Raw genomic sequence first — 23,161 nt, 5'->3', positions numbered from 1 at the left:
ACAACAAAAGAGGGTGTGGGAAAAATGCTTTCGCATTTTTTCACACCCTCTTTTTCTTTGGAAAGATTTGCCGCGTTTTTAGAAAGCTGATATAATGATATTTTAGAAGAAATCATGCATAAACTTGTGCCGCGCCCTGCGGTGCTGGAATCATAATGGAGTGTGAGAACATTGTTGGATATCAAATTTGTGCGCGAACATCTCGACGAAGTCCGTCAGATGCTCAAGAACCGCTGTAATCCGCTGAACCTCGATGACTTTGAAGGCCTTGACAAAAAACGCCGCGAGCTGCTGCAGGAGTCTGAGGCTCTCAAGAGCCAGCGCAACACGGTCTCGAAGGAAATCAGCGTCATGAAGAAGAACAAGGAAGACGCTGAGGCAAAGATTCTTGAGATGCGCACGGTCGGTGCAAAAATCTCGGAACTCGACAAAGAGCTCAAAGATGTCGAAGCGCAGCTGCGCGACATCATGCTCCATATCCCGAATATGCCGCGCGAAGACGTACCTATCGGCAAGGACGACACAGAAAATCCGGAAGTCCGCAAATGGGGCGAGCCGACGAAATTCGATTTCGAGCCGAAGGCGCATTGGGATATCGGTTCCGACCTTGATATTCTCGATGCTGACCGCGCCGCCAAAGTCACGGGTGCACGCTTCACGTTCTACAAGGGCATGGGTGCCCGCCTCGAGCGCGCCTGCATCAATTTCATGATGGACCTGCACGCGAACAAACACGGTTATACGGAAGTGCTGGCTCCGTACATTGCCAACAAGGACAGCATGATCGGCACGGGTCAGCTGCCGAAGTTCGCTGAGGATATGTTCAAGCTCGAAGGCCTTGACTACTATCTCGTACCGACGGCCGAAGTCCCGATGACGAACTACCATCGCGATGAAATCCTCGATGGCAGCAAGCTGCCGGAGTACTACAGCTGCTACACGGCCTGCTTCCGCGCCGAAGCCGGCAGTGCTGGACGCGATACGCGCGGCCTCATTCGCCAGCATCAGTTCAACAAGGTTGAGATGATCAAATTCGTCAAGCCGGAGACGAGCTGGCATGAACTCGATACGATGGTCAACGCCGCAGAAGATGTCCTGAAGCTTCTGGAGCTCCCGTACCACATCGTCAAACTCTGCACGGGCGATATGAGCTTCACGTCGGCCACGACGTATGACCTTGAGGTCTGGTTCCCTGCACAGAACAAATACCGCGAGATTTCTTCGTGCTCGAACTGCACGGATTATCAGGCCCGCCGCGCCAACATCAAGTTCCGCCGCGATGCCAAGAGCAAGCCGGAGTTTGTCCACACGCTCAATGGCTCGGGCCTCGCTGTCGGCCGCACGGTCGCAGCCATCCTCGAGAACTATCAGCAGGCTGACGGCTCCGTCCGCGTGCCGAAAGTCCTGATTCCGTACATGGGCGGCGTAGAAGTCATCAAAAAGCCGGAATAAGATTATATTATGAAATAAAAAGAGACTGCCGTGAGGCAGTCTTTTTTTATGCGCGGTATTTCATTGCTTCCTGTTTGGCAAGGCGATCGCATTCTTCATTGAGTTCAACGCCGACATGGCCCTTGACCCAGTGAAATGTCACATCGTGTCGGCTGTAGAGTGTGTCAAGCTTTTGCCAGAGGTCTTGATTCAGGACGGGCTGGCCATCGGCTTTTTTCCAGCCGCGCCGTTTCCAATTTGTCATCCACTTTGTAATGCCGTTCTTGAGGTACTGGCTGTCCGTATAAAGGGCAATTTTAGCAGGCATCTTCGGAAAAGCGAGGGCCGCGATGGCTGCCGAGAGCTCCATGCGGTTGTTTGTCGTCGAGGGACTGCCTTCATGCAGTTTTGTGACTTCGTTCGTCGCGACGTCGCGGATGACCGCGGCCCAGCCGCCGGGGCCATCGGGATTGCGCAGGCAGGAGCCATCCGTGTAAATGACAAAATCCTGCTCGGCGTCGGGGCGCAGCGGCTTTGACGGAGTGGGACTGGCAGTACGGGCATATGATTTATGAGGTTTTGCTGCATGAGGGAAGGGAGCGGCTGAGCCTGACGGTGCTTTTTTTGCCTGCGGTGTGTCGGAACCGGCCAGCCAGCTCAGGGCCTCCTGTGCATTTGTGAAACTTTTATAGCGGGCAGCGGGAAAGCCTGCAACCTGTTTTTTGCATTCCTCCCAGCTCATGAAGAGGCCGCAGCTGCGGCCGACGCGTACGGCGTATACTTTTTTGGGCATAGACTCCTCCTGAACAAAGTTTTCTTCTATTATAAAGGACTTTTTTTGAGAAAGACAGAGAAAATTATGTTCAAAATAGTAAACTTATCTTTACTATTTTTCAATTGCTTGCTAAAATCGTAATTATGAGGATTTATGCAAAAGAGAGGGGGAATAAGATGCTGCTGCGGATACTCAGTGCCATCGGCGCCTTTGTCCTGCACAGGCTGGAGGAACTTGGCACCATCGTCATGCTCTATGGCGAGACTCTGCGTTCGCTGCGCCACAAACCGCGCTTTCATCATATCCTGACGCAGATGTCGCATCTTGGCGTGGATTCCCTGATGATTGTCAGCCTGACTCTGCTCTTTACGGGCGTGGTTATCACGCTGCAGACAGCGGATGTCCTGATTCGCTTTGGCGCGCAGGGCACTTTGGGCGGCATTGTCACGATTGCCGTGGGCCGCGAGCTCGGCCCCGTGCTCGTCGCCGTCGTCTGTGCCGGCCGCGTAGGCTCGGCCATCACGGCGGAAATTGCGACGATGAAAGTCACGGAGCAGATTGACGCTCTGCGCGTCATGGCCGTGAGCCCCATTGATTATCTCTTGGTGCCGCGCATGCTGGCCTGCATGATGGTCGTTCCCATCCTGACGGTCTTTGGCGATGTCATCGGCGTTTTCGGCGGCTGGGTCATTGCCGTCTTTTACAAGGGTCTGACGACATACAGTTATATGAATTCCATCCATGTCTTCTGCGACCTCTTCGATTTGATGGGCGGTGTCATCAAGGCTGTGTTCTTCGGCAATGTCATTGCCGTGCTCGGCTGCTATTACGGCCTGCACTGCCCGGATGGCGCGGAAGGCGTCGGCCGGGCTACGACAAAGACCGTAGTCGCGTCTATCATTGTCATTTTCTGCCTGAATGCTCTGCTGACATTCTTGCTCTTTTGATTAGGAAAGCAATATGATTGAATTTGTCGATGTATGCATGCGCTTTGAAGAAAAAGAAGCACTGAAGCATATCAATTTAAAAATATACGATGGCGAGACATTGGCTATCATCGGCGGCTCGGGCTCGGGCAAGAGCACGTTCCTGCGCCTGCTCATGGGCCTCATCAAGCCGACGAGCGGCCAGATTCTCATCGACGGGCAGGACATCGTGCCGATGAATGAGGCACAGCTCAACAAGGCCCGACTCAAGATGGGCATGGTTTTCCAGTATTCCGCGCTTTTTGATTCCATGACCGTGGGCGAGAATGTCGCCTTCGGCCTGCGCGAACATACAAAACTCAGTGATGACGATATCCGCGTCATCGTCAAGGAAAAACTTCATCTCGTCGGACTCGACGGCGTCGAAAACATGATGCCGAATGAACTGTCGGGCGGCATGAAAAAACGCGTGAGCCTTGCAAGGGCCATCGCTGTAGAGCCTTCCATCATCTGCTACGATGAGCCGAGCTCCGGCCTTGACCCTTTGATGACCGAGAAAATTGACGAACTCATCGTAAATACACAAAAGGCCCTTTCCGTGACGAGCATTGTCGTCACGCACGATATGGCCAGTGCCTGCCGCATTTCCGACCGCATTGCCATGATTTATAATGGCGAACTCATCGCAGTCGACACGGTGGAGCGTTTCAAGAAAATCAAAGATGCGCGTGTGCAGGCATTTTTCCGCACCCTGCGTACAGTGAAGGAGGACGAGACATGACGACAGAGGCAAAAGTCGGGGCATTTACCGTCATCGGCGTGATTCTTTTCGCGGCCGTGGCCGCCCTGCTCTCAGGTGTTTCCCTGTCCGGACATAAAGGCTATACATTATATGCTGGCTTCAAGCAGGTCATCGGCGTGGAGCCGGAATCTGTCGTACGCCTCTCGGGCGTGCCCGTGGGCAAGGTCAAGAGCATCCGCAACGATGGCGGCGGCGTCACGGTGGCCATGGAAATCACGGGAAATACGAAAATCCCGAAGGGCTCACAGGTGACCATCGGCTCGTCCGGTGTCATGGGCGATAAATTCGTCAATATCCTGCCGGGCAAGGACCAGGGCATCTACCTTGGCGATGGCGACTACCTGATTGGTCAGGAAGAAGAGGGCATCGATACCCTGATGGCCAAAGCGGGTGATGTCATGGATCAGGTGCAGACCCTGCTCGATTCACTGAATCAGGTCATGGGCAATCCGGACTTTCAGAAAAACTTCCTGCAGATGGCCGTAAATATCCGTGATATGACGGCTCATATGGATGGCCTCGTCGCGGCGATGGAGCAGACGATGCGGGATAATCAGGGCAATATTACGCAGATGCTCGCCAATCTCAATGCGGCCTCGGGCGGTCTCAACCGCACGATGCAGCAGGTCGAGGCCATGATGACGAATCTTGCGACCGTTGGTGCTGACCCGCAGACGGCAGAAAATCTGCGCCTGACGCTCATGAACATCAAGGACGCCAGCGACCGCATCGCGAATATCGCCGAAAACATGGACAACGCCGTCGGCGACCCGCAGACAGCTGAGGACATCAAGAAAACAATTCATAATGCACGTCAAATGTCCGAAAAAGCAGGAAATATGATGGGCAAGCTCGAAGATATCAAAGTCAACCCATCGGCAGACGTACTTTATAGTGGGGCCAAAAGTGACTGGCAGACGGATTTCAATGTCGATATTGGGCCTGAAAAAGGAAATTTTCTGCGGGCCGGACTCGATGATATCGGGGACGGCAACCGCGGAAATTTTGAGATTGGACGCCGCGGTGACCATTACGGCGTGCGCGGCGGGGTCATAAACGGCGATGTGGGCGTAGGTCTCGACGCTTACGCGGGCAAACGCTTCATCTTTTCGGCGGATGCCATGGACCCCAACGATCCATCGCTGCGCCTGCAGGCTCAATATGAACTCAACAATGCCGGCACCTGGCTTATGGGCCAGTGGAATGATGTCAACGACAGCGATAAACGCGCAGCGTATCTCGGCATACGCCAGTCGTTCTGACGAAACATCTTGGTTCAAATGAAGATTTAAGGAAGAGATGCTACATTTCTCTGGGAGGGAACTGACCTTGAATACGAAAAAACGCTTCTATAAAAAACTGACTGCCATTGTCGCCATGGGCCTGATGACGGCTACCATCTCTGGTACGGCGCTGGCTTCTGATACCGTACAGCTCGACCTGCACGACAGCGTGCAGATGGCACTGGAAAATAACCGCACGATCCGTCAGGCTTTGACAGATGTCGACACGGCCAAGTGGTCGCTGTCCAAGGCACGCCGTACGATGGGACCAACTGTAACGTGGACATCCAACGCAAATCGTATTGGCGGTGATTCTTTGGATACTGTACATAACCAACATTCTGCTGGCTTGGTTGGCCCTGCTTATGATTATGCATGGGGCAACACAGTACAAGGAGCTATTCCACTTTATAATGCTTCAATCAAAGGTCAGATTAAGCAGGCCCGTTACGGTCTTAACGAAGCTGACTTAGCATTGGAAGAGACAAAGCAGGCTATCCGACTGCAGGCAACTGCGGACTACTATAGTATTCTGCAGTGCCGCAATCTCATCGATGTCGAGCAGGAGTCGGTCAATACCCTGCAGGAGCATCTCGACAATGTCAACGCGCAGTACCGCGTCGGCACGGTCGCAAAATCCGATGTGCTCGCCTCTCAGGTGCAGCTCGCTAATGCCCAGCAGGCGCTCGTGACGGCCCAGAACAACTATGATATCGCTGTCTCGACGCTCAACAATGTCATCGGCCTGCCGACGGATACGGTCCTTGACATCCGCGACCAGCTTAAATACACGAAGTACGACCTGACTCAGGATGACTGCGTCAATTATGCTTTGGATAACCGCGCTGACGGTGCGGCCGCGCGCTACGCTGTCAAGGCCGCGGAAGCAAACGTTGAAACGGCCAAGGCAGGTTATCAGCCAACGGTCAATGCTGTAGTGAATAAAGCTATTGCTGGTGAAAAGCCATTTACACACGACCATACGAGCAGCGATAGCTGGGCGGCTGGTGTTAATGCTTCTTGGGATGTCTTTGATAATGGCCAGACTCAGGCTAGTGTCAACTCGGCCAATATGGCCCTTGCCAAGGCCAAGGAAAAGGCAGCCGAGACCGATGACCAGATTCGTCTCGATGTGCGCACGTATTACCTTGGCCTGCAGGCTGCTGAAAAGAACATCCAGACGACTTCTGTCGCTGTCGCACGGGCCGAAGAGGACTACAAAATTGCACAGGTCCGCTACAGCGCCGGCGTCGGCACGAACCTCGATGTCATGGATGCCAACGAGAAGCTGACGACGGCCCGCACGAATTATTACACGGCTCTCTATAACTACAACACGAGCAAGGCACAGCTCGACAAGGCCATGGGCATTCCGGTAGACCTCGATGTCGTCAAGTATTCGGCTTCTGAGGAAGCCGGCAAGACGGCGCCGAAGGCCCGCGATGATGCGAAGCTCAAGGATGATGCGATCTTTGAGATGGAGCAGCTGCAGAAGGCTCAGCAGTCAGAGACGAAGGCGGAAGCCGCTGACGCTGCCAAAGCAGCAGCTCAGCAGAAAGCAGCTGACACGGCTGCCGCAAGTGCTGCTGCAGCCGCGAATAACGCGAGTGCGGCCAATGTCTCAAGCGAGACGGTTGCTTCGGACATGGCCAATTAAGCTTTGCTCACGCGTAGCAGCGTGTAAACACGAAAATAAGAATTTTATAGCGTGAATTTCAGGAGTGAATCATTGGGGAGACCATCATGAAACGAAAAACCATCGGGATAGGCATCGGTGTGCTTTTGGGCATACTCGTGCTGGTACTGGGCGGTATCTGGTATTACATACAGACCAGCGCTTTCATGGATAAAGTAGAACAAACTGCTTCCACCGCTGCCAGCGATACATTAGGCGTGCCCGTTTCCGTCGGCTCTATCAAGGTGAATTCGCTTCATGACCTCGAGATTCATGACCTCGCCATTTATGATAAGCAGGCGGATTGCATTGCGACGGCCGACACGGCCCGCGTGGAGTTCCGCCTGCTTTCTGCATATAAGGATCCCGCGCATGCTGTCAAAGAAGTCACGCTGTCAGGCGTTGAGGCCAATCTCGTGCAGCGCGATGACGGCACTTGGAATGTTCAGGATATCCAGACGAAAAGCTCGGGCGAGGGTTCCTTTTTCGGTACGGTTAAAGTGGAAGACGGCGGCTTGAAACTTGCCGCCTTGGGCAAAGAACTTTATATCGGCGATGTAGCGGGAACGCTTGATTTTGCGGATTATCCCGTGCTGAAGCTCGACGCCAAGGGCAGCTGCCTTGACGCGGATGTCTCCCTTTCGGGGACGTATCGCAAAGAGCGTCAGATTTTCAATGCGGAAGTCGCAGGCGCGGACCTCAGCAAAATTCTGCCGCTTGTGCCGGACGGCCTGATTCCAGGCGGCATTGAAATTCTTGGCGGCAAGGTCAAGACGGCCAAGGTTTCCGGCCAGTATATGGGCAGTGTGCTCTCGTTTTCCGGCCAGGCCGAGTATGAAGATGGCGCCGTCAAGGTCAAGGATACGGAAGTCGATGATATCCACGGCTTTGCCTCTTTTACCGATACAGAAGCCCTGATTTTTGCCGATGCTGAGGCAGCGGGGCAGCAGGCACATGTCGATGGCAAGGTGCGTTACGATACGGATTCCCCGTATCTTGACCTCAATGCCTCGTCGAATTCCTTTGATCCGTCCAAAGTGCTCAAGGATATTCCTTATGCGGGGGCAGCTGCCGTTACGGCGCATATCACGGGCCCCGTAAAGTCGCCGGTGGTCGAGGGTGACGTGAAAATTGCGTCGGGTACGGCTATGGATATTCCGTTCCAAAATGCCCGTGCACATGTCCGCTATGAAGACAATCAGGTCTCTGTTGAGGGACTTTCCGTAGGTGTTTTTGGCGGTACGGCCAGCGGCGAAGTTTATTTTTCACCGAGTGATTTGACGTATACGGCTCATCTCATTGGCAGGGATATTGATGTGCAGCAGGCCGCTGTTTTTGTGCCGCAGCTTGCTGACATCACGGGGCGTGTGAGCGTCGATATGGGTCTCAGCGGTCAGGGTACAGACAGTGCCGCTGTGCAGGCCTATGGCAGTGCTTCCCTGCAGTCGGGCTCTTATCAGAACCTGCCGATTGACAGTCTCAATGCCTCGTTCTTCGTGAAGGGCAGGGATATTACGATTGATTATGCCAGCCTCAATCTGCCTCATCACACGAGCCTTGGCATTGAAGGCAGCATCAAAAATGGCAGTGACCTCGACCTCGCTTTTTACGGCGGCCACGTTGACCTTTCGCTCGTCAGCACCCTGATTCCCGAGGCCGATATCACGGGCCTTGGCGATTTTTCCGGTACGGTGCAGGGCGATATGGCGGACCCGCAGGTCAATTTCAAATTCACGGCGACGAACGGCACGCTCTTCAAGCAGCCGTATGACAGCCTGAAGTTCAACGCGGGCGGCAGTCTCGACGGCGTTACGATAGAAGAATTCTCGCTGGTAAAAGATGGCAAACAGACGTGGTATGTCGATGGCTCTGTCGGTCTCACGGGCGAACGCCGCATCAATATGCGCATTGATACAGTCGGGGCCCGTATGGAGGACATTGCGGCTCTGGCCTTTCCGGACCAGCCCATCACCGGTAATGTGGATAATACCATCCGCATCACAGGCACGCTCGACCATCCAAATGCAGTGGGCTACATCCATTTCTATTACGGCAGTTACAATGGCATCCTGCTTTCCGGCATGGACGGCGATTACTTCATGGAAGACGGCGTTACACGCCTGCAGGACTTCCATGTCTTCTCGCCTATGGTCGATATGGACCTCAATGGCACGGTTGACCGCGACATGAACCTCGACCTGCAGGCCAACGTCCATGAAATCAATATGGAACGCTTTGCCAGCAAATTCCCGTATCCGGTCAGCGGCAAAGGCACGTTCTCCGGTAAAATCGGCGGGAATCTCTCAAATCCGCAGTTTGACGGCACGCTCGATGCCCCGTCCATTACCCTGAATGACCAGGAAATCCGCGATGTCCACGGCATCGTCAATTACCGCGACGGCGTGGTCAGTGTCAGTCCGTTCGGCTTCCATCAGGGGGATGGCCTCTATCAGGCCGTACTTACCATCAATACGGATACGCATGACGCAAAGGGCACGGTAAGTGTCACGGATGGCGATGTCAATGCCCTGACGGCCATTGCCAATCTCAAGAATAATATCGTTTCGGGTAAGCTCAGCAGTGATATCGAGATTGGCGGCACGTACGACAATCCGGATGTCACACTCAACGGCATTCTCGACAGCGGCAAAATTTCCGGTTATGATGTTCATGATGTGGAAGTTAATTTACATTTATTGGATAATGTTGTCTATATTGACAAGCTTTCCGGTATGCAGGGCACGGACGGCAGCTTTTCGGCCAGCGGCAGTGTGGGCCTTGATGGCCCGATTGCCGCAAAATTCTCGGCTCATAAGCTCGCCCTCGGCATGTTCACGAAGTCGGCTGGCCTTGAACGCACGGTACACGGCACGGCGGATATCGAGGCCGAATTTGGCGGCACAACGGGCAATCCAGCCGCCGATGTCACGATTGCGGCCAATAACGGCGGCTTCCAGGGCTCGACTTTTGATGCCCTGAATGGTCATTTCAAATTGACGAATGGTCTCGTCGATGTCAGGGAGTTTGCCGTCAAGAAGACCATTGAAGGCAAGGATTATCAGGCCACGGCCAAGGGCATCGTGCCGATCAAGGCACTTTTTGCAAACCGCAACGAAGACCTCGATGATTATGAGCGCATCAAGCTCGATGTCAACCTCGACCAGGCTGACCTTTCCATCCTGCCGTTTGTCTCCGACCAGATTGACTGGGCTTTGGGGCCGACGAAGGGCACGCTGGAGTTTACGGGCACGCTTGCCCATCCTCTTGTCAAAGGCACGGTTTCTCTGACAGACGGTGCGGTTAAGTTCAAACCACTTGCGACACCTGTCACGGAAATGAACACTCAGCTTGTTTTTAATGGGGACACCATGACAGTCAGCGACTTTTCTGGTAAAATGGGCAAAGGCAGTTATACAGGTCAGGGCACGCTGAAACTCGACGGTGTGACGCCTTCGACATACGATTTTTCGCTGACAGCGGATAGCCTTGATATCCAGAGTGACTTTTTCAAAGGACCTCTGAGCGGCAGCCTGCACGTTGTCAATGCCGAGATCTTTGGCAAAAAAATGCCGAAGATTTCCGGCGAGGTCAATCTCGCGGACTGCACGATTTCCGTGCCGACCATCCCGGACAGCAGCGGCGAACTGCCGGATGTCCTTCTCGATGTAGATGTCAATGTCGGCGATAAAGTCCATGCCTACAGTTCGTATCTTTACGATATGTATCTTGTGGGCAAGGTCCATTTCGGCGGCACGACGCATCATCCGAAGACGTCAGGCTCCGTTTCCGTAAAACGCGGCGGCACGGTCAGCTACCTCAAAACGGAATTCAATGTCCGTGAAGGTACGGCCTATTTCAATCAGGTTGATTCGTTCCTGCCGAGCATTACGTTCATCGCTGATACGCGGCTGACGCAGGCCAAGGTGTTCCTGTCCATCACGGGACCGCTTGACAATATGACGTTTACGCTGCGTTCGTCGCCGGAGATGAGTCAGACGGAAATCATCCGCATGCTGACGCTGCGCAGTGCCTATAGGGCGGGCGAGGCCAATCTCGATGCAGGCGACCTCCTGATTGTGGGCCTGCAGATGAGCTTTTTGTCCGAAGTCGAGGATATCATGCGCAATGTGCTCTGGCTTGACCGCTTCACGATTGCGCGCGGCAGCGGCTCGGCCTTTGATACGCATGATGAGGAATCCAATAAAGACATCGACGTCTATCATGTCGAGATGGGCAAGTACATCACCGATAAGGTCATGCTCAAGTATACGCAGCAGATTGGCGGCGATGATACGCACCGCGTCGGTGTTCAGTATGATATGAATGACCGCTTTGGCCTGTCTCTTGAAAAAGAGGCACAGAAGTTCATTGTCGGACTGGAAGCGCGCATTCGTTTTTAATGGTTATAATGGTTATAGGAAAATGAGGAGGTGAGATGCGTGCGCCTGAATGATTATATGAAGGAACTCAGCAAGGTCAAAACCTTGTCTCCCGAGGAAGAAAAACTTCTTTGGGCTTCCTGCAAGGAGCAGGGTGATGAACGGGCGCGCCAGCTTCTCATCGAATCGTACCAGCCGCTTGTCTTTAAGCAGGCTGCGCCGTTTGCACGTTTCGACTGCATTATGGATATCATCCAGGAAGGCACAGTCGGACTCATTGAAGCGGTAGAACGCTATGACCACACGCGCGGCGTGGCGTTCAGCCTGTTTGCCGTCCACCGGATCCGCGGGCGCATGATGGATTTTTTGCGCCGCGAGGGACAGGTGGATGTTGCCTGCATGGAAGAGGCCGCGGAAGGCTGTTCCGGCAGCCTCAAGGAAAATCTTGTGGACCTTACGGCCTCTGTTGCCGAACAGGCAGAGAGCCATGAGCTCGCAGAACAGCTGCATCAGGCGATGGCGCGCCTGCCGGACAAGGAACGCGCCGTGCTCGAGGGCATGTACTGGAGCAGCGAAGATGCAGCTGATATGGCGGACACGCTCAATGTCAGTTCGTCCCACATTTACCGCCTGCAGAAAAATGGCATCCGCCGCATCCGCGGCATGCTGTCACGCTTCATGCATTATTGGTAAAAATAGGAAGAGCAAGAAAGTAAGTGAAAATGGCCTGCATGCAAAAGGAAACAGCAGATATTTTCTTATCATCTGCTGTTATGGCGTTATACGGCATGCCGGGATACCATGATGACCTCGGAATATAAAAGATGAGTCTGTGAATTTGAACAGGCAGGAGGTGTATCATGAAGGACCGGAATCAAAAACAGCGCCGTCACATACGGGCTGCGCGGGCATGGCTTGGCGAGGCCGAGCATTCCTTGGCAGAAAATCACAGAGTGCGGGGCGAGCTTAAAGTCATGCTGGCCAAGGCGGAACTCGCGCGCGTCGAAGGAACGCCGGGACACCGTTTTCTGAAGAAATGGACCATGCGCCTGCTGCCGGCAGCTATGGCCGTGCTCATTGCGGGCGGCGGCTGGCTGTTCTGGCAGGCACGGACGCCGTCCCTGTCTTCCTCGTATCCGCCCGCTTCTGCGGTGCAGGAGACTCCGCAGGAGCCGACGCCGCAGGAAACGACTGCGGCCATGCCGGAAGCAGCGGCCTCTCATGATGCGCCTCTCGCACCTTCGCCGGCCGGCAGGGCAGAACCATCTGTCCCTGCGGCCGTGCAGACGGACCCTGTGCAGGTGAAGACGGAAAAGACAGCCGCTCCGGCGCAGCAGCCTGTGGCAGAGCAGTCTGCTGCTCCTGCTGCCAAAACACCGAAAGTCCCGGATGACGGGATGCAAAAATTGATGCAAACCGCGGGCAAAACCCTGCGGAATTGATAAGATATCCTTGTTGAATTGATTTATGAATGATGAAGATATCGCTTAGGAGGTTTGACCTTTGAAGAAACAGAAATACAGATCTCTCGCTTATGCTGTGGCAATTGCCGTCAGCTGTGCTGCTGTGCCGGGCACTTCCTGGGCAGCAGAAGCGCAGCCCGTGACAGCACAGCCTTCTGCCGCTGATACCGCTGCTGAACATGCAGATGCAGCCAAAACCGCAGCGGAGGAGACGAAGGCTGCAGCTCCTGCCGCACAGACGGCGGATACATCGGCTGCAGCGCAGGCTGATGCGGCTGCCAATTCGTCCGTGGATGAACGCACGCAGAATTGGGCGAAAAACCGCCCCCAGGAAACGGCCATCTCGGACAGCATGAAGCAGTATGAGGGTCAGACCATTGTCGATACGATTTTTGACGGTACGTCAAAAGCGACAGAGGGAACGGCCAAAGCAGCCATTTCCATGAAAGCCGGGGACATGTTCACCGTCAAAGGGCTCGATGCTGACCGCGAAAAAATCTATAATACGGGTTATTTCTATGATATTTATCCGAGCTTCCAGAACGTGCCGGAGGGTGTCATCATTACGTATCATGTCCTTGAAAATCCTGTTCTCAAGGGTGTAAAAATCAGCGGCAATACGGTCGAGAGCACGGATACGCTCACGAACTTCCTGACGCTCAAGACAGGCGAAATTCTCAACAGCCGTGAGCTCAGCAAGGATGTCACGGCCATTCAGGAGCAGTACCGCCGCGATGGTTATATTCTCGCAAAAATCACGGATATGAACATCGATAAGAACGGCATTCTGAACCTCAAAGTCAACGAGGGCATCCTTGAGGGCTATAAAGTCAAGGGCAATACGAAGACGAAGGAGCGCGTCATTCTGCGCGAGATGCGCCAGAAGCCGGGCGAACCGTTCAACTCGAAACTCGCACGCCGCAGCATGCAGCGCGTTTACAACCTCGGTTTCTTTGAGGACGTCAACATCAAGATGAATCCTGGTGTCGACCCGAATGCCGTGGTCATGGAGCTCGATGTCACGGAGAAACGCACGGGCTCGTTTGGCATCGGCGCCGGCTACTCGAGTGAAGACGGCGTCATCGGCATGGTCTCCATCGGCGATACGAACTTCCGCGGCACGGGCGATGCCGTCAGCCTGACGTATGAGACGAGCGGCGATGACACGGATGCACACGGCTACACGTTCTCCTACCGCCGTCCATGGCTCGACAGCAAGGAGACGGTCGGCACCTTCCGCATCTACAACCGTACATATGAATACGATGATTACGATACGAGCGGTGACCTCAAGGAAACATACATGCGTAAGTACGCCGGCGGCGAGCTGACGTTCGGACGTCCGGTCAGCGAGTACACGACAAACTATTTGACTCTGCGCAACCGCAAGGATTCGTATGTCAGACATGTCGATGACGGCAATATGGGCGACCGCAGTATCGATACTCCTGAGAATATAGCTTGGCGCAACGATAACTTCGGTACGACGCGCAGCATCACGCTCGAGCATGTCACGGATACGCGCGACAATGTCTACAACCCGATGAGCGGCAGCCGCCTGAGTCTTTCGGGTGAGTTCGCGGGCTTCGGCGGTGACTTCGACTTCCAGAAGTACACGATTGACGGTCAGCGCTATGTTCGTGCCGGCCGCTCGCAGGTCTGGGCTATGCGCGCCCGCTACGGCATCGGCAACGGCGATATCTCCGAGTTCAACCAGTACCGCATCGGCGGCCAGGGCTCGCTGCGTGGCTACCGCGAAGACCAGTTCCGCGGCGACCGCGAGTTCCTCGGCACGCTCGAGTACCGTTTCCCGCTCATGAAAAAAGTTCAGGGCGCCCTGTTCACGGATTGGGGCGGTGCCTGGGACAGCGGCCTGACGCCTGACGACATGCACGGCAGCGTCGGTGTCGGTATTTCCCTGACGACGCCAATCGGTCCGCTGCGCTTTGACTATGGCTGGGGCGATGACGGCGGCCGCGTTCACTTCAGCGTCGGCAGCTCGTTCTAATCAGGAAAAGAGCCGAACCTAATATACAAAGAAGGGATGTTCTTTGCTGAAACGATGGCTGGGCAGAAGGGGCGGCCGGAATGCAGTCCTGGCGGCGATTTTGCTCCTTTTGCTGCTGCCGCTTACGGCAGAGGCCAGCGGCCGCGTGGAAAGTGTCGATGCCCATGTGACAGCAGAGACGGGCATGCCGCCTCTTGTGAAGCAGCGCATGGAGACAAGCGTGCGCGTCATTGCGGAACAGCTGCTGCTCGGCATGCCCGCAGATGCTTCTGCTGAGGAACTGCAGCAAAAATCAGAAGTCATTCGTCAGGTTTTTGACAAGGTCCTCGTTGGCTACACAGTACGTCAGGTGGAAGTCACACCGGACGATGCTCAGGGGACCAGCGTCACCGTCCGGCTGATGCCATGGTCGGACCAGATCCGGAATATTGAAGTTAAGACAAATGTCGAGGGGATGCCGCCGGCAGTCGAAGCCCTGATTCGCCAGGACCTTGCCGACGTCAATACAGTCTTTTCGGATGCTCTTTACGGCCTGCCCGTTGCGGCGACAGACTGGACAAACGGAGTGCTCAAGCATCATCTGAACGATTATCTCGCGGTGCATTTGCCGGAATTTCGCGGTGACTTTGAGGTTGAAACAGATGGCGATAAGGCCAACGTCAGTTTGACGGTCTATCCGCGGCTGCCTGTGGTGCGTACGACGGATTTATCGATGCGCTCCGATACCATACCGAATTTTGCCCTGCTCAATCATCGCGAGCTCATGCAGCAGCAGACTGATATGCTCGTGGGCGTGCCGGTTGCTTTTGTGGCGCGTCATCAGCATGAATTTGAGCAGATGTTTGCCAAGACGCTTGATGCCCAGCAGGATTTTCGTGCGCTGCGCATGACGACATCCGTGACGATTACACCGCATGAGCGCATGGAAGTCATGAGCCGCTCCAATTCGGACCGCTATCGTGCACGGCTGCTCGGCTGGGTCGATATGGGACGGCGTGAGAGCAAATATGACGGCGAGATGGACAGCCTGCGTTTCCGCCTGCATGCGGGCAGCATGCTGACTTCGCGCGATGAAGCCTTTGCACAGTTTGACTTCATGCCGCAGAAAGTGGACTGGGGCTGGGAACTCGGCTATGGACACCGCTTCGGCATGGGGACAGTTCCGCAGGTCCGCTACGATATGCGCAAAAATCGCTTTGTCCTCGGTGCCCTGCAGACGTTAGCGCCGCGCTGGCAGCTCCGCTATGAGTACCGCTTTGCAGACCAGCTCGGTGAGGCAGGTCTCCTATATAAAGTTCATGATTTCCTGAGTCTGGAGTATGTCCTCGATAAGACGCAGGGCTGGCTCCGCCTCATTGGAAATTTCTAATAGCTTTGCAGGTCAACTACTCCTTGTAGACCCCTGCGAAGTCTGCTATAATAAACGTGTTTCTTTGGAATCGTAAGAAGGAGAAGATAAAATGGTAACTTTACAGAAGAAGCAGGTCAAGATCATCAGTATCCTCATTGCACTTGTATTTGTCGGTTCTGTTGTAGCCCTTGCACTCACGCAGTCCGGTTCAGGCATTGCCAGCGCTGCAAGCTCGAATGTCGGCGTTGTGGATTACCGCCAGATTGCGCAGCAGAGCTCACAGCTCCAGGACATCCAGTCCCAGATGCAGAAAGAAGTTCAGGATGCGCAGAAAGAGTTTGAGGAGAAATCCGCAAACATGAGCGACCAGGAAAAGAACGACTACTATCAGCAGACGCAGCAGCGCCTTGCACAGAAGAATCAGGAGCTCATGGAGCCGTTCCAGAAGAATATTGAGGATTCCGTCAAGAGCGTAGCAGAAGCAAAAGGCCTCTCTGTTGTCCTTGAAAAGAGCTCGGTAGTTTACGGCGGCCAGGATATCACGCAGGATGTCATCAACAAGCTCAGCAAGTAAACCGCTGAGGTTCATATGAAATGTTGGGTACCGAGCGTTTGCGCTCGGTACTACTTGTAAGGAGGGCAGGGTTTGTGGAAGATCCGAATAAAACGGCAAAGTCCGCGGACTCTGCCAAATCCGGGCTTTGGCAGAAAAAGCGCAAGGAAATCATCCTTGGCAGCGTCATCGCCATCGGCCTCGTCTTTTTGGGGGCCTGGGGCCTGCGCGCCCTGATGCCGAGCCACCAGGACACGCAGAATACGGCGGCAGCCGCGAGCATTGGTCTTGTTGACATGCAGAAGGCGCTGGAGGCACATCCTGACTATGATAAGCTCGTAGCGCTCCAAAAGGAGTACAAGAGTCTGGAGCTTTCTCTGAAGGATACCGAGAAACTGCCGGAAATGCCGGTGCAGGCTCCGCAGGTCGACAGCAAGCCCTTTGATGATTCTGTCTGGCAGAAAAATGCGCAGGCTGTCATCGGCGGCCGCACCGAACTCGAGCGCGAGGCCAAGGATGTTGAAAAAGCTTACCGTGAGGCCCATCAGGCCGAGTACGACAGCCGCCGCAAGGCTGTCGATGAAGATTATGAGAATGCGATTTTTAATCTGAATCTCAAGATTGACAATCAAAAGGTCATGCACCATCCCTGGGCCAAGCAGGCAGACCTCGATGCCGAGAAGGCAGACTGGGAAAACCAGCGCGAACTCCTGCAGCAGGAACGCGGCATGAGACAGCAGGAGCTGGCCAAGGAATGGGAAAAAGAAGTCAATGCGTATGTACAGTCCGTCATGGGGCCGAAGGTAGCCAAATGGCAGGAACAGGCAAAGACGACGGTAAGCCAGCAGAAGTCGGCGGCCGTAAAAAAGCAGTCTGAGGTGCAGCAGCGCGATACGCAGGCCATGCAGGTTCAGACTCAGGTGGACGCAGCGCAGAAACTCCAGCAGCGTGCCCAGATCAAGCAGCAGATGGCGGCAAAGGCAGAAGAAATTCAGGCACTTGACACGCATATCCGCAATGATATCGCGGGCAAAGCAGCCAAAATCGCCATTCTGCATCATTTTACTTTGATCCTCGCCAATCCGGCGGAGGACCTTGTCTACAAACTTCCGCTTGCCGTACCGGACAGCATGAAGCCGGAACGCTTTATGCCTGTGGTCGGCAGCGACACGGAAGATGTCACGGATGAACTGGTCGAAGAGATGAGTACCTTGTCTGCGAGTGATGCGGACGGCTCAGATACTTCAGGAACTTCAGACAGCTCATCTGAGAACTCATAAATATTATCCTATCTTTAACAAATCTATACTATTATAGAAAGAAGAGAATCATAACATGAAATTGCGTAAAAAATCCGTAGGCCTCTTGGCGGCAGCTTTCGCTGCAACGATGCTCATGAGCGGCTGCGGTCAGGTCAAGATCGGTTATATCGAAGGCTCCCGCGTCATGCAGGAGGCTCCGCAGGTCAAGGCTCTGGTGGATGAAGGAAATCAGAAAATCAATGATGCCCGCGAAGAAGCTCAGAAGAGCCTGCAGGATAATCCGGATATGAGTCAGGAAGATGCGCAGAAGGCACAGGCTCAGGCCCAGCAGAAGATGGCCAGCCTCAACCAGTCGTATCAGATGCAGCTGCAGCAGAAAGTAAGCGCAGCTCTGCAGGATATCGCGAAAGAGAAGAAACTCGATGTCGTAGTGGACAGCGAGAAGGAACAGCCGACGGCGCTGATGGGCTGCGTTGACGTGACGGATGACGTTATTGCCAAACTGCAGTAAGACGTAAGGACGTAAGGATGGGATTGTGACATGAAAAAGACCTTGCAGGAAATTGCAGAATATGTTGGCGGCCGTGTGGAAGGCGATGCATCCATCGTCATTCGCGGGCTTGACAATATCGAGGGGGCCGGTGCAGGCGATCTGACCTTTGCTGTGGATCCGCATATTGAGGAAGCCAAGACGTGTCAGGCTGCTGCTGTCATGCTGCCGGAAGGAATTGAAAATTTCCCGAAGACAGCACTTTATGTGGAAGAGCCGCGCGCTGCTTTTGCCAAGCTGCTCGAGCTCTTCACACCGAAGCTTCAGTTCCCGAAGGGCGTGAGCGAACAGGCCCATATCGGCAAGGATGTCAAGATTGGCAAAGATGTTGTCATCATGCCGTTTGCCGTCGTGGACGACCATGCTGTCATCGGGGACCGCGTTACGCTTTATCCGCATACGTATATCGGTCAGTATGCAGAAATCGAAGACGATACGGTCATTTATTCGAGTGCTACGGTCCGCGAGCACTGCCATGTCGGCAAACGCTGCGTCATCCACTGCTCAGCTGTCATCGGCTCGGATGGTTTTGGCTTCACGACGCACGAAGGTGTGCACACGAAGGTGCCGCAGGTCGGCAATGTCGTCCTTGAGGATGACGTCGAAATCGGTGCGCATGACGGCATTGACCGCGCGGCCATGGGCTCGACGGTCATTGGCCACGGCACGAAGATCGACAATCTCGTCCATATCGGCCATAACTGCAAGATCGGTCCGAACTGCCTGATTGTCGCGCAGACGGGTATTTCGGGCTCGACGATTGTCGGCCACAATGTCACGTTTGGCGGACAGGTCGGCACGGTCGGCCATATCAAGATTGGTGCGAATTCCGTCTATGCCGCACGTTCGGGCATCATCGGCGATATGCCGGAAGGTGTGTTCTGTGCGGGCTTCCCTGTGCAGAGCCATGCGGAATGGCTGCGCATGCAGGCTTCGATGAAGCATCTGCCGGAAATGTACAAGAAGTTCCGGCAGCTCGAAAAGAAGCTGGCCAAGTACGAGAAACAATAACGCAGTGATGCGATGAAGAAAGCCTTCCTGAAGATGGAAGGCTTTCTTGCTGAAAGGGGAGAAAAGCGTGTTTTCCTACTATATCTTGAAATTCATCAGCAAAATCTGCTGCCTGTTGCCGCGCAGCGTATGTGAGGTCTTGGGCAGGGCACTTGGCGAATTCGCCTGGATTTTTGTGCCGAAACGCCGCAAAAAACTCGCCAAAGACCAGATCATGGTGTGTCTGGGTCTTGACGAGAAAGAGGCAGAAAAACTCGCGAAGGCCAGCAGTGTGCGCTTTGGCCCGATGCTCATGGAAGTTCTGCGCTTTCCGGTCATCCGCAAACACATCGATGAGTATGTGCGCATCGAAGGCCTCGATAAGCTGCAGAAAGGCCTGGCTCTTGGCAAAGGATGCATCATAGCGGCAGCACACAGCGGCAATTGGGAGCTCATGGGCGGCGCTTTTGCGCAGGCCGGCATTCCGCTCGTCGGCGTGGCCATGAAGCAGAAGTCGACGGGGGCAGACCGTTTCATCAATGAATACCGCACCCTTATCGGCATGCATATCACCTATAAGACCGGCGTGCGGGAGATGTTTGAGATGCTGCAGAAAGGCTGGGCTATTGGCCTCATCATGGATCAGGATACGAACCGTCACAGCGGCATCGTCCTCGATTTCTTCGGCAGACCGACGAACTGTGTCCCGGGCGCGGCCTCGATGGCCCGCTTTCAGGGTGTACCGATTTTCCCTGCCTTCATGCATCGCGATGAACACGGCTTCCATACACTGATCGTGCAGAACCCTGTCTTTGTGAAAAAGACGCGCGACAAGCGCGAGGACATCCGCGAGACGACGCAGGTTCTGACAAAATGCATCGAGGACCATGTGCGCAAATATCCAGAGGAATGGTTTTGGCTGCATGACCGCTGGAAATCCATGCGGGAAGAATCCTAACTTGCATCGAGGTCAATAGTTTTGTACAATATAGGAAGGCATATTACGGCAGGGGGTATGATTTTGCAGAAGCAGAGAACATTGAAGACAGAAATTTCTTATACTGGCATCGGGCTGCATTCCGGCCGTGAGGTTCACGCAGTGCTGAAGCCGGCTCCAGAGGACACTGGGATTGTCTTCGTGCGTAAAGACCTTCCGGGAGAGCCGCAGATTCATGCGAAGGCCCAGAATGTCACGTCGACCTTGCGCGCTACGACGATTGAAGAACATGGCAATAAAGTTTTTACGATTGAGCATCTCATGAGCGCATTTCATGCACACCGCATCGATAATGCGTATGTAGAGCTCGACTCAGAGGAACCGCCGGTAGCGGACGGCGCGTCGCTCGTATTCTTCGAGCTCATGGAAAAAGCAGGCATTGTGGAGCAGGAGAAGGAACGCCGGGAAATCGTCATTGATAAGGTTTACCGCATCGATGATGAAAAGACGGGCCGCTTCGTCATGGTCGTTCCCTATGATGGATTCCGCGTGAGCTTTACATCTCTGAATCCGCATAAGCTCATTGGCGTTCAGTATGAGGACTTTCATGTCAATGAAGAGGTCTATCATAAGGAAATTGCACCGGCCCGCACGATTGCCTATGAAAAGGAAATCAAGGCCCTGCGTGAGATGGGACTCGGACTCGGCGGCTCGCTCGAGAATGTCATTGTCTACAATGATGAGGGCTGGCTCAATCCGCTCCATTTCGAGGATGAGCTCGTGCGCCATAAGATTCTCGATGTCATTGGCGACCTGCGCCTTTCCGGCATCATCCGCGGCCATGTGATTGCCGTGGCTTCCGGTCATGCACTCAACACGCAGCTGGCAAAACAGATTGCCGCTGCTTATGAAGAATAAAAAGAATAAGAAGAAAAAGATTTACCTGAAGTTTTCAGAGGAAGAAGAGGGATATATCATGGTATTAGACATCGAAGAAATCCAGAAAATCTTACCGCATCGTCCGCCGATGCTGCTTGTCGACCGCATCATTGAGCTCGAACCGTTTAAGTCGGCTACAGGCATCAAGAACGTTACGATGAATGAGCCCCATTTCCGCGGCCATTTCCCAGGTCATCCGATCATGCCGGGCGTGCTGATCCTTGAGGCCATGGCCCAGGTCGGCGGCGTGGCCATGCTGTATCCACCGGAGCACCGCGGCAAGATTGCGCTGTTCGGCGGCATGGAGCATGTCAAATTCAAACGTCAGGTCGTGCCGGGCGATCAGCTGGTCACGAAGGCCAAACTCGTCCGTACGCGCGGTGATTTCGGCCTGCTCCATTGCGACGGTTATGTGGATGGCGAGCTCGCTGCTTCGGCAGATTTTAAGTTTGCCCTGAAAAAAGGCGAAGATCTTTGATTTTTGCCTGCATTAATTGTCTAAGCACATTTAGTCTTTGTTCAACTCGTAAAACGCCCAGATTTGCAGTCAAATGAAATACGAGAATGATGAGGGTATTCAGGAGTATATAAAGAAGGACAGAGCAAACTGGCCGGCACAGCCGGCATTGGAGGAAGGTTAAGGAGTTGGAGCAGATGAATACGGACAATAAAGTCACTGCAAATATACATGAAACTGCTGTGGTTGCGCCAGGTGCAAAGATCGCAGAAAATGTTGAAATTGGCCCGTACTCGGTTATCGGGGAGAATGTTGAGATTGGCGAAGGGACGAAGATCGGCCCGCATGTCGTTATTCACGGCTGGACGCAGATCGGCAGAGACTGCCGCATTTTCCAGGGGGCTTCCATTGGCGAAGAGCCGCAGGATCTTAAATTTAAAGGGGAAAAAAGCTATACGATCATTGGCGACCGCACGACCATCCGCGAGGGTTCTACAATTCATCGTGCGACTGGTGAGGGTGAGGAAACGCGTGTCGGCAACGACTGCCTGCTCATGGCTTTGACGCACGTTGCGCACAACTGTGTTGTGGGCAATCATGTCATTATGTCGAATCTGGCAAGTCTTGCCGGTCACGTCGTTGTCGAGGACCGCGCCGTCATCGGCGGCATGGCAGGTGTGCACCAGTTTGTCAAGATTGGCCGCAATGCCATGGTCGGCGGCATGTCGAAGCTCACGCAGGATGTCGTGCCGTATACGATTGTCGATGGACAGCCGGCCAAAGTCGTCGGCCTTAACGCCGTGGGCATTTCGCGTGCCGGCATCAAGCTTGAGGCACGCCGCAATATCAAGAAGGCATATAAACTTCTCTATCGTTCCGGTCTGAGCCTGCAGCAGGCAATTGCCGTCATCGAGCAGGAAGTCGATTCCTGTGAAGAGGTCGAGCATTTTCTGCGTTTCCTGCGCAATGCAGAGCGCGGCATTTGCCGTGAGCGCAGAGAGCGTGACTGATATCGGTATTGATGGAGAAATTCGGGGGAATCGTTATGGAAAAAATCGGACTGCTGGCTGGTGCTGGCAAACTGCCGGTGGAGTGTGCCAAAGCAGCCAAACTCCTCGGCTATGAGGTTTATGCAGTCGCTCTGCTGCCGGAGACGGATGCAGAACTCAAGGACTGCACAGCAGATTGTCAGTTCATCAGCATCGCACATCTCGATGCTGTCCTCAATTATTTGAAAGAACATCAGGTCACGAAGGTTACGATGATCGGCAAGGTCACGAAGGAACTGCTCTTTTCGGGTAAAGTTCAGCCGGATGCCCGCATGCTGAAGCTCATCATGGAACTGCCGGACCGCAAGGACGATACCATCATGATGATGTT

Annotated in this window: 19 protein-coding genes and 1 pseudogene; 19 read left to right on the top strand and 1 reads right to left on the bottom strand. The window is 54.1% G+C overall.

Annotated elements, in window-relative coordinates; genetic code table 11:
* Positions 1-171 precede the first annotated feature (171 nt).
* Positions 172-1,452: a serine--tRNA ligase gene (gene serS, locus ACI4OH_RS09835; protein WP_295635130.1), complete on the top strand. Its 1,281-nt coding sequence runs from the start codon at positions 172-174 to the stop codon at positions 1,450-1,452.
* A 46-nt stretch (positions 1,453-1,498) separates the two neighbouring features.
* Here the strand turns inward: serS and rnhA are convergent, their stop codons facing one another.
* Positions 1,499-2,224 carry a ribonuclease HI gene (gene rnhA / locus ACI4OH_RS09830; protein ID WP_432646009.1) on the bottom strand — a complete coding sequence of 242 codons (726 nt, stop codon included), beginning with the start codon at positions 2,222-2,224 and terminating at the stop codon, positions 1,499-1,501.
* Between the two features lie 158 nt (positions 2,225-2,382).
* Here rnhA and ACI4OH_RS09825 point away from each other — a divergent pair, with 158 nt between their 5' ends.
* The 18 genes and pseudogenes from ACI4OH_RS09825 to ACI4OH_RS09740 form a co-directional block, all read left to right on the top strand.
* Complete coding sequence (locus tag ACI4OH_RS09825) at positions 2,383-3,153, top strand: MlaE family ABC transporter permease (RefSeq protein ID WP_432646008.1); 771 nt, start codon at positions 2,383-2,385, stop codon at positions 3,151-3,153.
* Positions 3,154-3,166: 13 nt separating this feature from the next.
* The gene (locus ACI4OH_RS09820) at positions 3,167-3,913 is read left to right on the top strand and encodes an ABC transporter ATP-binding protein (RefSeq protein ID WP_435721502.1); all 747 of its coding nucleotides are present in this window, start codon (positions 3,167-3,169) and stop codon (positions 3,911-3,913) included.
* Positions 3,910-5,196, top strand: coding sequence for an MlaD family protein (locus ACI4OH_RS09815; RefSeq protein ID WP_435721501.1), 1,287 nt, complete (start codon positions 3,910-3,912; stop codon positions 5,194-5,196). Before ACI4OH_RS09820 ends, ACI4OH_RS09815 begins: the two co-directional genes overlap by 4 nt.
* A 37-nt stretch (positions 5,197-5,233) precedes the next feature.
* A complete protein-coding gene (locus ACI4OH_RS09810; protein ID WP_432646005.1) occupies positions 5,234-6,874 on the top strand; it encodes a TolC family protein in 1,641 nt (546 codons plus the stop codon).
* Between the two features lie 86 nt (positions 6,875-6,960).
* On the top strand, positions 6,961-11,292 hold the full coding sequence (locus ACI4OH_RS09805; protein WP_432646004.1) for a translocation/assembly module TamB domain-containing protein: 4,332 nt from the start codon (positions 6,961-6,963) through the stop codon (positions 11,290-11,292).
* A gap of 39 nt (positions 11,293-11,331) precedes the next feature.
* Positions 11,332-11,964 carry a sigma-70 family RNA polymerase sigma factor gene (locus tag ACI4OH_RS09800; RefSeq protein WP_432646003.1) on the top strand — a complete coding sequence of 211 codons (633 nt, stop codon included), beginning with the start codon at positions 11,332-11,334 and terminating at the stop codon, positions 11,962-11,964.
* Positions 11,965-12,131: 167 nt separating this feature from the next.
* Positions 12,132-12,713 carry a hypothetical protein gene (locus ACI4OH_RS09795; protein ID WP_435721499.1) on the top strand — a complete coding sequence of 194 codons (582 nt, stop codon included), beginning with the start codon at positions 12,132-12,134 and terminating at the stop codon, positions 12,711-12,713.
* Positions 12,714-12,774: 61 nt separating this feature from the next.
* Complete coding sequence (locus ACI4OH_RS09790; protein ID WP_432646001.1) at positions 12,775-14,742, top strand: BamA/OMP85 family outer membrane protein; 1,968 nt, start codon at positions 12,775-12,777, stop codon at positions 14,740-14,742.
* Positions 14,743-14,785: 43 nt separating this feature from the next.
* Entirely contained in the window at positions 14,786-16,111 is a 1,326-nt protein-coding gene (locus tag ACI4OH_RS09785) for an acylphosphatase (protein ID WP_439784672.1), read from the top strand.
* 91 nt (positions 16,112-16,202) lie between these two features.
* On the top strand, positions 16,203-16,667 hold the full coding sequence (locus tag ACI4OH_RS09780; RefSeq protein WP_432645999.1) for an OmpH/Skp family outer membrane protein: 465 nt from the start codon (positions 16,203-16,205) through the stop codon (positions 16,665-16,667).
* Between the two features lie 74 nt (positions 16,668-16,741).
* Positions 16,742-17,926, top strand: a complete 1,185-nt coding sequence (locus ACI4OH_RS09775; protein WP_439784671.1) for a hypothetical protein — start codon at positions 16,742-16,744, stop codon at positions 17,924-17,926.
* A 55-nt stretch (positions 17,927-17,981) separates the two neighbouring features.
* The gene (locus ACI4OH_RS09770) at positions 17,982-18,419 is read left to right on the top strand and encodes an OmpH family outer membrane protein (protein WP_432645997.1); all 438 of its coding nucleotides are present in this window, start codon (positions 17,982-17,984) and stop codon (positions 18,417-18,419) included.
* Between the two features lie 30 nt (positions 18,420-18,449).
* Positions 18,450-19,469, top strand: coding sequence for a UDP-3-O-(3-hydroxymyristoyl)glucosamine N-acyltransferase (lpxD, locus tag ACI4OH_RS09765; RefSeq protein ID WP_435721495.1), 1,020 nt, complete (start codon positions 18,450-18,452; stop codon positions 19,467-19,469).
* Positions 19,470-19,536: 67 nt separating this feature from the next.
* Positions 19,537-20,406, top strand: coding sequence for a lysophospholipid acyltransferase family protein (locus ACI4OH_RS09760; RefSeq protein WP_435721494.1), 870 nt, complete (start codon positions 19,537-19,539; stop codon positions 20,404-20,406).
* Between the two features lie 57 nt (positions 20,407-20,463).
* A complete protein-coding gene (gene lpxC / locus ACI4OH_RS09755; RefSeq protein ID WP_432645994.1) occupies positions 20,464-21,303 on the top strand; it encodes a UDP-3-O-acyl-N-acetylglucosamine deacetylase in 840 nt (279 codons plus the stop codon).
* 58 nt (positions 21,304-21,361) lie between these two features.
* Positions 21,362-21,802, top strand: coding sequence for a 3-hydroxyacyl-ACP dehydratase FabZ (fabZ, locus tag ACI4OH_RS09750; protein WP_432645993.1), 441 nt, complete (start codon positions 21,362-21,364; stop codon positions 21,800-21,802).
* A 176-nt stretch (positions 21,803-21,978) separates the two neighbouring features.
* On the top strand, positions 21,979-22,791 hold the full coding sequence (lpxA, locus tag ACI4OH_RS09745) for an acyl-ACP--UDP-N-acetylglucosamine O-acyltransferase (RefSeq protein ID WP_432645992.1): 813 nt from the start codon (positions 21,979-21,981) through the stop codon (positions 22,789-22,791).
* A 35-nt stretch (positions 22,792-22,826) separates the two neighbouring features.
* Positions 22,827-23,161, top strand: a pseudogene (locus ACI4OH_RS09740) (LpxI family protein); the annotation flags it as partial.

Origin of the sequence: Mitsuokella apri (assembly GCF_051886055.1) — a bacterium.
Lineage (GTDB): Bacteria > Bacillota > Negativicutes > Selenomonadales > Selenomonadaceae > Mitsuokella.
Note: the sequence above shows the minus strand (reverse complement) of the source record. Positions and strands in the feature narration are given on the sequence as shown.